Annotated in this window: 12 protein-coding genes; 5 read left to right on the forward strand and 7 right to left on the reverse strand. The window is 71.5% G+C overall.

What is annotated here, in order from left to right:
- The first annotated feature begins 15 nt into the window (after nt 1-15).
- Together OG259_RS04320 and OG259_RS04325 are read left to right on the forward strand one after the other, a co-directional pair.
- Complete coding sequence (locus OG259_RS04320; protein ID WP_328940960.1) at nt 16-654, forward strand: CBS domain-containing protein; 639 nt, start codon at nt 16-18, stop codon at nt 652-654.
- A gap of 51 nt (nt 655-705) precedes the next feature.
- Nucleotides 706-1,392: a response regulator transcription factor gene (locus OG259_RS04325; protein WP_328940961.1), complete on the forward strand. Its 687-nt coding sequence runs from the start codon at nt 706-708 to the stop codon at nt 1,390-1,392.
- Between the two features lie 6 nt (nt 1,393-1,398).
- On the opposite strand, the gene OG259_RS04330 is transcribed toward OG259_RS04325, so the two are convergent.
- From OG259_RS04330 to OG259_RS04345, 4 genes are read right to left on the reverse strand one after another with little or no spacing between them, the layout of a single operon-like run.
- Nucleotides 1,399-3,132 carry a sensor histidine kinase gene (locus OG259_RS04330; RefSeq protein WP_328946988.1) on the reverse strand — a complete coding sequence of 578 codons (1,734 nt, stop codon included), beginning with the start codon at nt 3,130-3,132 and terminating at the stop codon, nt 1,399-1,401.
- A 51-nt stretch (nt 3,133-3,183) separates the two neighbouring features.
- The gene (locus OG259_RS04335; RefSeq protein ID WP_328940962.1) at nt 3,184-5,805 is read right to left on the reverse strand and encodes a cation-translocating P-type ATPase; all 2,622 of its coding nucleotides are present in this window, start codon (nt 5,803-5,805) and stop codon (nt 3,184-3,186) included.
- A 7-nt stretch (nt 5,806-5,812) separates the two neighbouring features.
- Complete coding sequence (locus OG259_RS04340) at nt 5,813-6,673, reverse strand: universal stress protein (protein WP_328940963.1); 861 nt, start codon at nt 6,671-6,673, stop codon at nt 5,813-5,815.
- The gene (locus tag OG259_RS04345; protein ID WP_024756518.1) at nt 6,670-7,572 is read right to left on the reverse strand and encodes a universal stress protein; all 903 of its coding nucleotides are present in this window, start codon (nt 7,570-7,572) and stop codon (nt 6,670-6,672) included. Before OG259_RS04345 ends, OG259_RS04340 begins: the two co-directional genes overlap by 4 nt.
- A 248-nt stretch (nt 7,573-7,820) precedes the next feature.
- On the opposite strand from OG259_RS04345, the gene OG259_RS04350 reads away from it, so the two are divergent.
- Both OG259_RS04350 and OG259_RS04355 read left to right on the forward strand, forming a co-directional pair.
- Nucleotides 7,821-8,444, forward strand: a complete 624-nt coding sequence (locus tag OG259_RS04350; RefSeq protein WP_328940964.1) for a CBS domain-containing protein — start codon at nt 7,821-7,823, stop codon at nt 8,442-8,444.
- Between the two features lie 22 nt (nt 8,445-8,466).
- The gene (locus OG259_RS04355; protein WP_328940965.1) at nt 8,467-9,456 is read left to right on the forward strand and encodes an Acg family FMN-binding oxidoreductase; all 990 of its coding nucleotides are present in this window, start codon (nt 8,467-8,469) and stop codon (nt 9,454-9,456) included.
- Nucleotides 9,457-9,464: 8 nt separating this feature from the next.
- Here the strand turns inward: OG259_RS04355 and OG259_RS04360 are convergent, their stop codons facing one another.
- From OG259_RS04360 to OG259_RS04370, 3 genes are read right to left on the reverse strand one after another with little or no spacing between them, the layout of a single operon-like run.
- Nucleotides 9,465-11,855: a glycoside hydrolase family 65 protein gene (locus OG259_RS04360; RefSeq protein ID WP_328940966.1), complete on the reverse strand. Its 2,391-nt coding sequence runs from the start codon at nt 11,853-11,855 to the stop codon at nt 9,465-9,467.
- Nucleotides 11,852-12,625, reverse strand: coding sequence for an HAD family hydrolase (locus tag OG259_RS04365; protein WP_328940967.1), 774 nt, complete (start codon nt 12,623-12,625; stop codon nt 11,852-11,854). Before OG259_RS04365 ends, OG259_RS04360 begins: the two co-directional genes overlap by 4 nt.
- The gene (locus OG259_RS04370; RefSeq protein WP_328940968.1) at nt 12,625-13,704 is read right to left on the reverse strand and encodes a zinc-dependent alcohol dehydrogenase family protein; all 1,080 of its coding nucleotides are present in this window, start codon (nt 13,702-13,704) and stop codon (nt 12,625-12,627) included. The genes OG259_RS04365 and OG259_RS04370 overlap by 1 nt, the downstream gene beginning before the upstream one ends.
- Nucleotides 13,705-13,880: 176 nt before the next feature.
- On the opposite strand from OG259_RS04370, the gene OG259_RS04375 reads away from it, so the two are divergent.
- Nucleotides 13,881-15,308 (forward strand): MBL fold metallo-hydrolase, encoded by a 1,428-nt coding sequence (locus OG259_RS04375; RefSeq protein WP_328940969.1) that lies wholly within the window; start codon nt 13,881-13,883, stop codon nt 15,306-15,308.
- Nucleotides 15,309-15,315 lie beyond the last annotated feature (7 nt).

Genomic DNA, 15,315 nt, shown 5'->3' on the forward strand with positions numbered 1-15,315 from the left:
CTCCCGGAGAACGTCATGCCTGCCTCGCACTACACCGTCAGCGACGTCATGACCCACACCGCCATCGCGATCGGCCGTGATGCGCCCTACAAGGAGATCGTCGCGCTCTTGGACCAGTGGAAGGTGAGTGCCCTGCCCGTCCTTGAGGGAGAGGGACGTGTCGTCGGAGTCGTGTCGGAGGCGGATCTCCTGCCGAAGGAGGAGTTCCGCCTCGACGAGCCCCGCCCCGACGAATTCGCCGAGGCAGCCAAGGCCGGAGCCCTACGGGCGGGCGAACTCATGTCGAGTCCGGCCGTGACCGTCCACCCGGACGCCACGCTCGCCGAGGCGGCACGCATCATGGCCACCCGGAAGGTGAAGCGGCTGCCGGTGGTGAACGAGATCGGAATGCTGGAAGGGGTCGTCAGCCGGAGTGACCTGCTCAAGGTGTTCCTCCGAACGGACGGCGAGATCGAGGAGGAGATCCGCCGTTCCATCCTCGGCGAGTCGGCCGCCCCGGCAGGGCTCGACGTGTCCGTACTGGAGGGCGTGGCCACCCTTCACGGCGCGCTCGCTGAACAGTCGCTGGTTCCGCTCCTCGCCCGCGCTGTGCGGGCGGTGGAGGGCGTCGTCGACGTGCGGATGGATCTCGGCGCCCACGAAGACGCCGCATGACGGACAATCCTTGTGGGGGCGGATACGAACCCACCGACCGCAGGGGTCGCCATGTCCGATCTGCAGGCAGCCGCCACACCCACGCGGGTCTTCCTCGTCGACGACCACGAGGTCGTCCGCCGGGGCCTTCGTGACCTGATCGACGACGAACCCGACATGGAAGTGGTCGGCGAGGCGGCGAGTGCGGAGCAGGCACTGGCCAGGGGCCCCGCCCTACGCCCGGACGTGGCGGTCCTCGACGTGCGACTGCCCGACGGGGACGGCATCTCCGTGTGCCGGGAGCTGCGGTCTCGGATGCCTGACCTGGCGTGCCTGATGCTGACGTCATTCGACGACGAGGACGCTCTCCTCGACGCGATCATGGCTGGGGCGGCCGGGTACGTCCTGAAGCAGATCAAGGGGTCGGATCTGGTGTCGGCGGTTCGGACCGTGGCCACCGGTCAGTCGATGCTGGATCCGGCCACCACCGCCCGGCTGATGCACTCGCTGCGCGACCCCGAGGCGGCGAAGCCGCCGGAGGACGAGCGGCTCGCGGTGCTGTCCGACAGGGAGCGGTCGGTGCTCGAACTCATCGGCGAGGGTCTTACCAACCGGCAGATCGCCAAGCGGCTCTATCTGTCGGAGAAGACCGTCAAGAACCACATCTCCCGGCTGCTCGGCAAACTCGGCGTAGAACGCCGCGTACAGGCGGCCGTCATCGCAGCGCAGGTCCACGAGCACGACCCCGAGGGGACGTAGAAGCCCTCATTCCCGCTCGGTCGGGAGTGGGATCCTCCACTCGAGGACCGTGCCGCTGCCCGGCGCCGCTCGCGCGTGGACCGATAGCGTGCCGCCCAGCCGCTCGGCCCGTTCGGACAGGTTCTGCAGTCCGCTGCGGCTGCCGCCGTGCGGTATGCCGACGCCGTCGTCACTCACCGTCACCGCCAGCACGCCGTCGTCGGCCACGACCGACACCTCCGCCTTTCGGGCCCGGGCGTGCCGTGCCACATTGGTGAGGGCCTCCCCGAGGACGGCGAGCACCTCCTCGGCCGCTGCCGTCGGTACGTCGGTGTCGATCAGGCCCTCCATACGCAGCGCCGGAGTGAATCCGAGCGTCGTCGCCGCCGAATCCACGGCCTTGACCAGGCGCTTTCGCAGTTTCGGGGCGGTTCCCGGGGTGTCGTGTTCCCGGAGGCCGAAGATGGTCGATCGGATGATCTTGATGGTGGCGTCGAGGTCGTCGATGGCCCGGGTCAATCGGTCCAGAGCCTCCGGGTGCTCGACGAAGCGCCGGGCACTCTGCAGCGTCATCCCGGTGGCGAACAAGCGCTGGATCGCCAGATCGTGGAGGTCTCGGGCGATCCGGTCGCGGTCCTCCAGAAGACTCACCTGTTCGGCGTCACGACGGCGGTCGGCCAGTTCGAGCGCCAGTGCCGCCTGCCCCGCGAATCCGGGAAGAGCGGTGACCTCGGCGGTCGTGAAGGCGGGTCGCCCGTGACACCGCGCGAGGATCAGTACCCCTCTGAGTAGCTCCTTGGTGCCGACCGCGACGGCCACCGCCGGTCCGTACCCCTTCCACCGTTCGGTCTGCATCGTGATGGTCGGTTCGTTCTCGACGTCGGCGACCGTGACCAGACCGTCCTGCGCGAGGGCGGCCTCGATCAGGGTCCCTTCGGTGTTCGGGAGTACGACGCCCCGGTGCGTCTCTGCGCCCTCGCCGCTGGCCAGCGAGCCCCGCAGTTCGCCGTTCGGTCCGACCAGGTAGAAGACCCCCATGTCGGCGCCCGCGATGTCCACCGCCTGCTCCAGCATCCCGCCGAGGACCTCGGTCTCCTCCGCACCCGACAGGAGGGCACTGGTGAAGTCGGAGCTGGCGGCGAGCCAGCGCTGGCGCAGGCGGCCCTCCTCGTAGAGGCGGGCGTTCTCGATGGCGATGCCGGCCGCGACGGCCAGGGTCGTCACGACGGCCTCGTCCTCGGCGTCGAAGTCGGCTCCTCCGCGCTTCTCCGTGAGGTAGAGGTTGCCGAACACTTCGTCGCGGACCCGGATGGGGACGCCCAGGAACGTGTGCATCGGCGGATGATGGGCCGGGAAGCCGTACGAGGCCGGGTGCTCGGACAGCTCGGCGAGGCGCAGCGCCTTCGGGTTGCGGATCAGTTCGCCGAGGATGCCGTGTCCGGACGGCAGAGCGCCGATCCGCTCACGGAGTTCGTCGTCGATGCCGATGGGGAGGAATTCGGAGAGCTTCAGGTCGTCACCGATGACGCCCAGAGCTCCGTACTCTGCGTCCACCAGAGTGACGGCGGACTCCACGATGTCGCGCAGCACCTGCGGCAGGTCGAGCTCACGGCCCACGGACATGACGGCTTCGAGCAGCCCGTTGAGCCGGTCCCTGGTGCCACGCACCTCGTCGATACGCACCTGGACCTCGTCGAGCAGCTCGTCGAGGCGCAGCCGTGGCAGCCGTGTACCTGCGGGCTTGGTGTCCTCCCGGCCCATCGAGACCTCCGGCTGCATCGAGCGCACGGGCTGCACCCTAAGCGCGCACTCTCACCGTAGTCCGGATGAACCGCCCGTTCCTGTCGGGCCCCCCGGGTGGAAGGCGGTCCGTACGACGCGGGCCGCGACGAATCCGGCGGGCGCGCACGCGAGAGCGATGCCGGCACCCGCCCAGCCGAGTGGCTCGGTCTCCAGGATCGAGTTCAGGAACGGCACGTACAGCGCTGCCGCTGCCAGAAGGGCAGAGGCGAGGACGGACAGAGGGAGGAACGGGTTCTCCTTGGTCAGAAATCGGGTGCGCAGTCCCAGGGCGACGCCGAGCTGCGCGGCGAGCAGGGCGAGGAAGAGCACGCTCTGCCAGGCAAGGCCCAGGGTCTGGGCGGCGAGGCCTGCGCCGAGGGAGGCCGCCGTGACGACGGCCGCGAGAAGGAGCAGCCTCTGCCAGGCGCCACCGCCGAGAATGTGCTGGTCAGGCTGGCGCGGCGGGCGGTGCATCGCTCCCGGGGACGCGGGTTCGGCGCCCATCGCGACGCCGGTGAGGCCGTGTGTCAGGAGGTTGATCCACAGGATCTGGCCGGCGCGAAGGGGCAGCGGCAGCCCGAGCAGCGGGCCGATGAGCATGACGAGGATCTCTGCCGCGCCGCCGGCCATCCCGTAGACGAGGAAGCGGCGGATGTTGTCGTAGACCCGCCTTCCCTCCTCGACGGCCGCCACGACCGTCGAGAGCTCGTCGTCTGTGAGGACGAGGTCGGCGGCCTGCCGGGCGACCTCCGTCCCCCGTGCGCCCATGGCGACGCCGATGTCGGCGCGGTGCAGGGCGGGGCCGTCGTTGACCCCGTCGCCGGTCATGGCGGTCACCGCTCCCCTGGCGCGCCACGCCTCCACGATGTCCAGTTTCTGCTGGGGGTCCGTACGGGCGAAGACCCGTACGGAGGTGAGGTCGGCGACTCGACCTGCGGCCACGTCCGCCCCGGTGACGACGTGGCCTTCCGTCTCGGCGCCGTCACCCAGGAGTGCGACGTGGGACGCCACCGCCCGAGCCGTCGCCGGATGGTCCCCGGTGATGAGGACGGGGGTGATGCCGGCCGCCCGGCAGGAGGCGAGGGTCGCTGCGGCATGCGGCTTGGGTGGGTCGCTGAGCGCGGCGAGGCCGAGGAGGGCGAGCCCCGACTCCGCATCGGTGAGCGGGCTCGGGAGGTCGTTCCGCACACCCGAGGCCACTGCGATCACGCGGTATCCGCGGGCGGCCAGGCCTGCGGCCTCCTGGTGGGCCGCCGCGAGCACGTCCGGAGGATCCTGCAGGACTGCAGGGTCGAGGACGGCTTCGGGAGCGCCCTTCATGCAGACGAGCACCTCGTCTCCGCCGGTCTTGTGGAGCGTGGTCATGCGTCGGCGGAGACTGTCGAACGGCACTTCTCCGATCCGGGGGCGGGTCACCGACAGCTCCGCCGGCTCCGGGCAGCCCGCCTTGGCAGCGGCCGCCAGCAGGGCGGCCTCCATCGGGTCGCCCAGAGCCGTCCAGCGGCCGTCGGGCCTCCGGTCGTCCGCCGGGCGCAGCGTGGCGTCGTTGCACAGGGCGGTCACGGTCAGGAGCTCCGTCAGCGGTTCGAGCGCGTCCGCTTCCGCCGGTCTCCCGGCGACGAGGACCTCACCCTCGGGTTCGTACCCCACGCCCGTGAGCTCGGCGCGCACCCGCGGTGACCAGACGTGCTGGACGACCATGCGGCCCTCGGTCAGGGTGCCGGTCTTGTCGGTGGCGAGGACGGACACCGAGCCGAGTGTCTCCACCGCGGGCAGCCGCCGCACCAGAGCGTGCCGGGCGGCCATGCGCCGGGCTCCGAGCGCCAGGGCCAGGGTGACGACGGCGGGAAGGGATTCGGGGACCGCCGCCACGGCCAGGCTGATGGCGGTGACGGCCATCGTGCCCAGCGGGAGCCCCCGGACCAGGCCGAGGGCGAAGACCAGGACGCACAGGGCGAGCGTCACGGCCGCGAGGACGCGCCCGAGGGCGGCGAGTCGGCGCTGCAGCGGGGTCGGCTCGCGGCGTTCGTCGAGAAGAGCCGCGATGCGGCCGAGCGCGCTCGATGCCCCGGTCGCCTCGACCACGGCCACGCCTCGGCCGCGGACGACGACCGTGCCCGCGCTCAGGGTCGCCCCGGGGTCCTTGTCCACGGACACGGACTCCCCCGTGAGCATGGACTCGTCCACCAGGACGGCGAAGGCCTCGGCGAGCTCGGCGTCAGCGGCGACGATGTCGCCCTCACCGACCAGGAGGACGTCGCCTGGGACGATCGCCGCTGCCGGGAGGTCGCGGACTACGCCGTCGCGCCGCACGCGTGCGTGCGGGGCGGTGAGGGCCGAGAGCGCGGCGACGGCGTTATCCGCCCGGATCTCCTGCGCCACACCGACGGTCGTGTTCACGAGGACGACCACTCCGATGACGATCGCGTCGGGATGGTCACCGATCGCGAGGGTCAGTACGACGGCCCCGAGCAGCACCATGATCAGCGGGTCGGTCAGTTGGGCCAGGACCCTGCTGTGGAGCCGGACGGGCCTTCTCGCGGTGACCTCGTTGGGGCCGGTGTCGGCGAGCCGACGGGCGGCCTCCGCCTCGGTGAGCCCCGTGGTGTCCCGAACCAAGGCGAGTGCCCGGTCCGCTGCCGACGCGGTCATGGCCCGCTCACCCCACGGGGACGGTGATCACCGGGCAGTGGGCGCGGTGGAGCAGCCCGTGGACGACGGAGCCGACGCGCATCCCGGAGTACCCGCCCCGGCCCCGGCGGCCGACGACGACGGCCAGGGCGTGTTCGGCGGCGTCCGCGAGCGTCTCGACGGGCGAACCGATGCGCACCTCGTGTGTGAGCCGGACGTCGGGGTGTTTCTCCGCCCAACCGGCGGTGGTCTCCGAGAGCAGGCGGCGTTCGGCGGAGAACAGCGTGTCACCGCTGTGCAGGGAGAAGACGGGGGGCTGCCAGACGGCGATGGCCCGCAGGGCGCAGCACCGGAGGTCCGCCTCCTCGAAGGCCCAGGCGAGGGCGGCTCGTGAGGACTCGCTGCCGTCGACGCCGACCACGAGGTAGGGCGTCTCCTGCGTGACGTGCTCCGCGTCGCCCACGACGACCACCGGGCAGTGCGCCTTCGCGGTGACCGGGACGACCAGGGAGCCGGCGCTCAGGAACTCCTCGGGGCGGCTGAGGTGCCGTGATCCGAGCACGATCAGGCCGACCCGGTGCGACAGAGCGGCCAGGGATGCCGCCGGGAACCCGTCGAGAAGGGAGGAAGTGGTTTCGATGTCCGGCTGCCGGGCGTGCGCCCAGGCGAGTGCCGTACGCAGCGCCTCCGTACCGGCCTGCCGCTGTGCCAGGTGACGAGGGGTGTCGTCGACGTGTTGGGTGTTGTGCTGCGGGGGCACCGCGACCACCAGGCGCAGTCCCACGCCTCGCCGGTGAGCCTCGTCCGCGGCCCAGGCGAGGGCCATGTGCCAGTTCTTGACCGGGTCGATGCCGACGACGATGTCACGGCGATCCGTGGTGCTGGTCATGACGTGCTCCCGTGTCCGGGCCCTTGCCGGGGGATGAGCTCCACAGGGCAGTGCGCGTGCTGCAGCAGGCTGAGCGTGGTCCGGCCGAGGGTGGGGCCGAGGTATCCGGGCGAACGCCGGCCACCGACGACCAGAAGGTCTGCGTGGTGCGACGCGTCCACGAGGGCCCCGGGCACACTGCGCCCCTTCTGTCCGTCGGCGTGCACGGTGAGTCCCGGGAACTCCTCCCGGACCCGTTCCGAGAGCGAGGACAGTACGCGTACGTGATCGCGGGCGATCCCATCGTCGCCGTGGGGCAGCACGGCCCGTGAGCGGGCGGACAGCCCGGCACTCCGGACGTGCAGGAGCCGCAGGGGTACCTTGCGCAGCAGGGCTTCGCGTGACCCCGCGCGGGCACATCCCACGTCGGCCTCGTCCCGCACCGCCGCGAGAACCACGCCGGCCTCGACGGGCTCCGCGGTACCGCGCACCACGACCACGGGCGTGGTGGCGCCGGCCGCGACCTGAAGGCCGACGGATCCGAGCAACAACGAGGGGAACCCGCCGAGGCCCCGGTGCCCGACGACGATCATGCCGGTCAGGGCGGCGGCGCCGCGCAGCCCGTCGGCGGCCCCGCCGTAGGTGAGTTCCGTGACGACCGTCAGCTCGGGGTGGCGCGCCGTGATCGCCTCGGCGGTCCGGTCGAGCAGTTCCGTTCCCTCCTGCCGGCTCCTGACGATCTCCGCGTGGGACAGGAACGGGGCCTGTGTGTCCGTGTCGGCTCCATGGACGAGGAAGAGAGTGCTGCCCCGCAGGGCCGCCTCCGCTGCCGCCCACGTCACCGCCGTGCGTGCGGACGGTGATCCGTCGACGCCGACGACGACCCTGCTGGGGCCGGGGCGGGCTGGGGTTGCGTCCATGGCTCCTCCTCACGCGCTCCGGGGGACTCCTTCCACCCTGGCAGCCGGCCCCGAGCGGCCGGAGGGCCGCTGGGGCCAACGACGGGACCAAAGGTCCTACACCGGGCGGGGCTGAGCTCGGGTCGGCAGCGACGAGCCCGTTCGGGCCCGAGGGTGGACCATTCGGCCCTCGCCGCCCCCGAGCATGCGGTGGAGGGTGGTGTCACGGGACAGCACACCGGCCGAACCCTCGAACAGGAGGCGCGGTGATGAAGCACATGAAGGTCGGGGGCCTGATGACCGATGAGGTGGTCTCCGCCGTCCCTGCGGCGTCGTTCAGGGAGGTGGCGAAGATGCTCGCCGAACACGACATCAGCGGGGTTCCCGTCGTGGACGAGGACGACCATGTCGTCGGAGTCGTCTCCGAGAGCGACCTCCTGGCCCGCCGCGAACTGACCGCGCGGGAGCTCATGAACACCCCGGCCCTCACGATCCACGCCGAGGAGACGGTGGCGGACGCGGCACGGCTGATGGTGCGCCGCGGAGTCGAGCGCCTCCCCGTGGTCGACGAGGAGGAACGACTGGTCGGCATCGTGACCCGCCGCGATCTTCTCTGTGTCTACCTCCGCCCGGACGCGGAGATCCGGCGCCGCATCCGTGAGGACGTCCTCACGGATGCCATGGATCTTCCCGCGGACGTGGTGGACGTGCACGTCCTGGACGGCGTGGTGACGCTGGGGGGCCGGGTCCGGCGGCGGAGTCAGGCTCTGATGCTCGTCGGACTCGCCGAGAGCGTCGACGGCGTCGTCGCCGTCGTGGACCGACTGTCCTTCCACGAGGACGACACGCGTCTCGCGTCCTCCACCCGGACTCCGCACGACATCTCCTTGTGACTCAGCGCAGACAGGACGAACCGTGTCTACCACCGCTCTGACCCGATCACTCGTGACGTCGCTGATCGAAGACGCCGTCACGGCTCCCTCGATGCACAACGCACAGCCGTGGAAGTTCGTCTGCAAGACGGGTACCGGCGTCATCGAGCTGCACGGCGATCCGTTGCGCGGCATGCCGGTGGAGGACCCGGACCACCGTGCCCTTCACCTCGGCTGCGGCGCCGCCCTGTTCGGTCTGCGGGTCGCCGCCGCGTACAGAGGCCCGCATGCCGCGGTCCGGCTGCTGCCCCGCCCCGAGGACCGCTGGCACTTCGCCGACGTGGAACTCCATGGTGTGGACGAGGTCGACCGCGGTCTCGTCGCGCTCCACGCCGCCCTGTCGCGGCGCCACACCAGCCGATTCCCCTTCACCGAGGAGCGAATCCCCTCCGAGGTGATCGACGGTCTGCGGGCTTCGGCCCTCCTGGAGGGCTGCCAGCTGGTCGTGCCGGGCGACTGGCACACCGACGCCGTCCTCGAGATCGTCCACGACTCCGAAAGGTTCGAGGCCGCTGACGCGGCGGTTCGCGCGGAGATCGCCGCCTGGACGCGCACGGGTACGTCCGGCGAGGGCTCCGAGACCGAAGGCATCCCTTCGTACGCCTTCGGCCCTCGGCAGTACGACGTCACCTCTCCGGTCCGGGACTTCGACTCACCCCGGCACGTCCCAGACCGCGCTTCGGCACGCTTCGAGAAGCGGCCGCAGATCGCCCTCCTCAGCACGGTCGAGGACAATCCGCAGCAGTGGCTGATGGCAGGCCAGGCGCTGCACCGGGTCCTCCTCCAGGCCACCCTCGACGGTCTGTCCACCTCCCTCATGTCACAACCCCTGGAGTGGTCCGAACTCCGCTCCGCCATACGCGATCCGGCTTCGACGGCGGCCTTCGTCCACATGGTGCTCCGCCTGGGCTACGGCCCCCAGGGGCGGGCCACGCCGCGTCGGCCCGTCGCCGAGGTGCTCGCCTTCGACTGAGCCACCCCTCACAGACGGAACCAGCCCTCCTGCCCGGGTGCGACGGTCACCCGCCGGCCGCCCGGGAGCGTGACGGCGAGCGGGCCCTCGGACGAGGCGGGAACCCGAATGGCCAGCCGCCCGGGAAGCATCCGCAGGCGCACCCCTCGATGACGGCCGACGCACAGGGTGAAGGTGAACCGCGGAATCTCCGCCAGTGGCACCGGAGCGACTCGGAGCCCTTCCGGTCCCGTTTCCAGGCCGGTGAGCCCGCGTTCGACGAGGTCGATCGTGCCCGCCATCGCACCGAGGTGGACACCCTCCCCCGTGGTTCCGCCCTGGACGTCGGCCACGTCGGCAAGCAGCGCCTCCTCGCAGTACCGCCACGCGTCGGCGCCCTTCTGCCGGGCCAGCACCCAGCCGTGGACGAGACTGCTCAGCGTCGAGCCGTGGCTGGTGCGCCGCAGGTGGTACGAGACGGTCGCACGCCACATCTCGTCGTCCAGCGCGTAGCCGAGCCGGCCGAACAGGCTGTACAGCTCCTCGGGCCGGAAGAGGTAGCCGAGCATGAGGGTGTCGGCCTGCTTCGACGCCTGGTAGCGGTTGACCGTGTCGCCCTCGGCCTCCAGGATCCGGTCGAGCCTGCGGATGTCGCGATAACGGGCCCGGTAGGCCTCCCAGTCGAGTTCCGCCAGGTCTCCGTACCCCTCGAACTGGCTGACCACGCCCTGGTGGAACGGGATGTACAGGCGGCGGGAGACGTCCTCCCATCGGGCCGGTTCACCGTCGTCCAGCGACAGTTGCTCCCCGAGTTCCGAGCGGCGGGCCTCCGGCAGTTCGCCGAGCAGATCGAGGCCTCGGGCCAGCACCCAGGCGGCGGTCGCGTTGGTGTAGGCGTTGTCGTCGATCCCTGGCGTCGTGGCATCGGGATAAGCGTCGTGGTACTCGTCCGGCCCCACGACCCCGCGGATGCGGTAGCGGCCGATCGCCGGGTCGAACGTGGCGGCCCCGGCCCAGTGGCGGGCGACCTCAAGCAGGATCTCCGCCCCGGCCGAGTGGAGGAATCCTCGGTCGCCGGTGGCCTGTGCGTACTTCCAGACGTTGTACGCGACAGCCGACCCCACATGGCGCTGGAGCCGGGAGTGGTCGGCCAGCCACCTTCCTGAGCGCGGATTGAGGTGCAGGGCCTGTGTCTCCTCCCGTCCCGAACTCGCGCTCTGCCAGGGATACATGGCTCCTTGCCGACCGGCGAGGCGGGCGGCCTCGCGGGCGGCCGGCAGTCGACGGTGCCGGTACATGAGCAGCGCCCGGGCCACCTCGGGGAAGTGGAGGTCGAGGTAGGGCAGGACGAAGAGCTCGTCCCAGAAGACGTGCCCCCGGTACGCCTCACCGTGCAGTCCGCGAGCGGGCACGCCCACGTCGAGGTCCGCCGTGTGCGGGGACAGCGTCTGCAGCAGATGGAACACGTGCAGCCGCAGGACGCGGCCCGCGTCCCCGGGCACATGAAGCTCCCCCTGCTCCCAGACGCGCTGCCAGGCCGCCTTGTGCGTGGCGAGCAGCCGGGGGAAGGCCGGAGCACGAGCGATCACGTCGGTGGCTGCCGTGAGCGGGTCTGCGGCGGGCCAGTCCGTCGAGGTGTGCAGCGCCAGGGTCTTCACGACCATCGCCGAGCGGCGGGGAACGACCGGCAGGTGGTACGTCTGTTCGGTGCCGGTCGAGCCGGCGACCTCCCGCGCGGACCGCGCGGGGCGGGTGACCGTGCGTACGGCCATGGCGATCCGGATGCCTGGGTCGACCGTACGGCAGGAGATCCAGGCGACGCCGTCGGCCTCGAATCCGGTCCGGTGGGCGGTGAGATGGCGCCCGTCGAGATGCCGGTAGCGCTCGACTCCGGCGTTGGTGACGGCGCCGTCGAGGAGGGACCGAACCTCGACGGCGCCGCTCCAGCCGTAGGCCCGGAAGAGGGTGCACTGGGCCGCCAGTCCGGGTTCCCCCATGTGAACGAGGCGGATGTGGCTGACGCGCAGGCCCCGCCCGTGAGCGTCCTCGAAGAACAGACGTCGTGTGAGAACCCCCGCACGCAGGTCGAGGTGCACGTCGTAGTGGCGCAGTTCGCCGGCGTCGGGGGTGAGCCAGTCGCCCGCCGGACCGTCGTCCGGGAGGCAGCGGTAGCGCAGCAGCGTCCAGTTCGGAAGGTTGACGAGATCCTCGTTCTCGACCTGCTGGCCCGCGACAGTCGAGGTGAGCCGGTCGTAACAGCCGGCCATGTAAGTACCCGGGTAGTGCGCGCCCCCGGCAGTGCGCTCGGGAGCGGAGCCCCGAGTGGCGAACCGGCCGTTACCCAGGGTGCAGAGCGCTTCGACCAGCGGCTCGCGTTCCGGGTCGTACCGGTCGTAGTGCCACGTCCAGCCTGAGGTCATCCGCGCTCACCCCACACGCTCCGGACCAGCGTGGCCAGATCGGGAACGACCAGGTCGGCACCCTGCTCCCGCAGGAGGGCGGTGGTGCTCCGCAGCGGGGTGCGGTCGACGCCGACGACGAGACCGAAGCCGCCGCGACGTCCTGCCTCGACTCCGGCGAGTGCGTCCTCGGCGACTGCGGTCTCCTGGGCGCGGCTGCCCAGGAGAGCGGCCGCCCGCAGGAACAGCGCGGGATCCGGCTTGCCGGCGAGGCCGAGCCTGGCGGCGTCCGCGCCGTCCACGATCACCGTGAGGAGACCGGCGAGCCCGGCGGCGCCGATCAGCGTCCGGGCGTGCCGGGAGGCGGAGACGGCTGCGCACGGCACGCCCGCCGTGCGCAGAGCCGTGAGGGCGGGCCCTGCGTCGGCGAAGGCCGTGACGCCTTTCGTACGAAGCAGCTCGACGAACGCCCGTTCCTTGTGTGCCGCGACGGCCCAGACCGTGCCGTGACCGGGGGCGTCATGAGGATCTCCCGGTGGGAGGTGAAGGCCGCGGGCGGTGAGGAAGGCCGCGGCGCCGTCGTACCGGGACCTTCCGTCGACGAGTCGGCGGTACTCGGCGTCCGCGTCGAAGGGAGGCTGTGTCCCGTTGTCGGGCGCGAGGCGGTCGAGGCAGGCGTCGAAGGCGATCTTCCACGCCGCCGCGTGCACGACGGCGGAGTCGAGCAGTACACCGTCGGTGTCGAGGACGACACTCTCCGGGGGCCGAGAGCCCGGGCCTCGGCCGTTCATCAGGCCGCCGACGTGTCGGGGAGGCTCACGACCGTGTGCTGCGGGCCGCCCAGCGCGACCTTGATGGCGCCGGTCTCGGCCGCGCGACCGAAGACGTCGTACGCCTCCTCCATCTCCCCCAGTTCGAACCGGTGGGTGAGCAGTGCTGCCGACGGCAGCCGCCCCGAGGCCATCATGCGCAGCAGCATGGGTGTGGACGACGTGTCCACGAGGCCGGTGGTGATCGTGACGTCCTTGATCCACAGGTCTTCGAGGTGAAGGGTCGCGGGCTTGCCGTGGACTCCGATGTTCGCGACTCTGCCGCCTGGTCGGACCATGCGCGTGCACATCTCGAACGCTTCCGGGACACCGACGGCCTCCATGACGACGTCGGCGCCGAGGCCGTCGGTGAGATCCGCGACGAGTTGTTCGGGTCCTTCCCCGGCGTTCACGGTGGCGTCCGCTCCGAGGGCGCGGGCGGCGCTCAGCCGGGACTCGGCGAGGTCGACGGCGACGATGCGGCCGGGACTGTAGAGGCCCGCCGTGATGACGGCGGCGAGGCCGATGGGGCCCGCGCCGACCACGACCACCGTGTCGGAGGGGTGCACCGCACCGTTCAGGACCCCGACCTCGTAGGCGGTGGGGAAGATGTCGGCGAGCAGGACGGCGTCGAAGTCGTCGATCGCCTCCGGTAGCGGGTGGACCGACAGGTCGGCGAAGGGCACCCGGACGTACTCGGCCTGGGTGCCGTCGACGGTGTGGCCGAGGATCCAGCCGCCTCCGCCCCGGCACTGCCCGTAACGGCTCTCACGGCAGAAGCGGCACCTTCCGCAGGCCGTGATGCAGGAGACCAGGACCCGGTCCCCCGGTCGTACCGTGCGGACGTCGCCCCCGGTCTCCACCACCGTGCCGACCGCCTCGTGTCCCAGGACCCGGCCGGGCGTCACCTCGGGGACGTCGCCCTTCAGGATGTGCAGGTCCGTGCCGCAGATGGTGACGGCGTCGACCCGGACGATCGCGTCGGCGGGATCCTCGACGACCGGGTCGGGCATGTCCTGCCAGGCGATTCGCCCCGGTCCCTGGAAGACGAGTGCCTTCATGGCGCCCACCCACTTCCTGTCGCACGTCGCTGCGGTCCTCGTCCACCAGGCTGCGTCCGGCACTCGGGCGACGCATGGGCCGGTCGGCCCCCCGATGTGCCCGTACGGACTCTCGGGGCGTGCCGGGTCAGGATGCGAGGGTGGAGACCGGTACACGTTCCGAAGGAGGGACGGCCATGTCCGAGGCAGCCCCGAATCCCGCTCCCACGCCCCCGCGGCCGGCCCTGCTGAGTTTCCTGGGTGGCGTGGGGACGGTCACCGGCAGCAAGTTCCTGGTCGAGAGCGACCATGCGCGGATCCTCCTCGACTGCGGTCTCTTCCAGGGTTTCGCGAAGCTGCGGCACCGCAACTGGGAGCGGTTCGCCCGCGACGCGGCGGACGTGGACGCCGTGGTCGTCACCCATGCCCACCTGGACCACTGCGGCTATCTGCCCCGCCTGGTGCGGCAGGGCTTCCGGGGGCCGATCCTGACCAGCGCCCACACCGCCCGGCTCGCCGGGATCGTGCTGCGCGACAGCGCGCGGCTCCAGATGGAGGCCGCCCGGCACGCCAACGCACACGGCTGGTCCAAGCACCGCCCGGCCAAACCGCTCTACGACGACTCGGACGTCGAGAAGACCCTCGCGTTCTTCGACCCCGTGGCCGTCGGCGAGGACGTGGAGATCATGGCCGGCACCCGGCTCACACTCCACCACGGCGGGCACATCCTCGGCTCGGCATGGGCCCACCTCACGCTGGAGGACGGCCACACCCTGGCCACCTCCGGTGACCTGGGCCGCCCAGGTCACCCACTGCTGCTGCCGCCGGAGCCGTTCTCGGGCGCCGACGTACTCCTCATGGAGTCCACCTACGGCGACCGCCACCACGACCAGGAGTCCGCCCGGTCGGAGTTCGCCGCCGTCATCGCCCGCGCCCTCGCGCGGAACGGCACCGTCGTCATCCCGGCCTTCGCGATCGACCGGACCGAGGTCGTCCTGCACGAACTGGGCCGCCTGCGCGACACGGGCGTTCTGCCCCGCTCGGTACCCGTGTACGTGGACAGCCCCATGGCCCTCGCCGCGCTGGACGTCTACCGGGACGCCGTACGCGAGCACTCCGCCGAGCTGCGGCCCGAGATCCTCGCGCGTGGAGAGGGCGCGCTGAGCCCGGAACCGTTCCTCGCGGCGCGCACCGTCCAGGAGTCCATCGACATCAACAGCACGCACGGACCCGCCGTGATCGTCTCCTCGGCCGGCATGGCCACCGGCGGCCGGGTCCTGCACCACCTCCACCGCCTTCTCCCCGATCCGCGCAACGCCGTGGTCGTGGTCGGCTTCGCGGCGGCCGGCACCAGGGCGCGAGACCTGGCTGACGGAGCCCGGACGCTCAAGATGTTCGGCGAGTACGTGCCCGTACGGGCCGAGATCGCCGACGTGCCCCACTTCTCGGCCCATGCCGACGCCGGACAGATCATCGACTGGCTCCGCGGCGCTCCTCCCCCGCACACCACCTACCTGGTCCACGGCGAGCCGACGACGTCCGAGGCGCTGCGCGATCGCATCGACCGCGAACTGGGCTGGACGGCCGTCGTACCCCGCTCCGGGGAGGCCGTCCTGGTCCGCTGAGGGCTGT

Source organism: Streptomyces sp. NBC_00250 (assembly GCF_036192275.1).
In the GTDB taxonomy this organism is placed as follows: Bacteria; Actinomycetota; Actinomycetes; order Streptomycetales; family Streptomycetaceae; genus Streptomyces.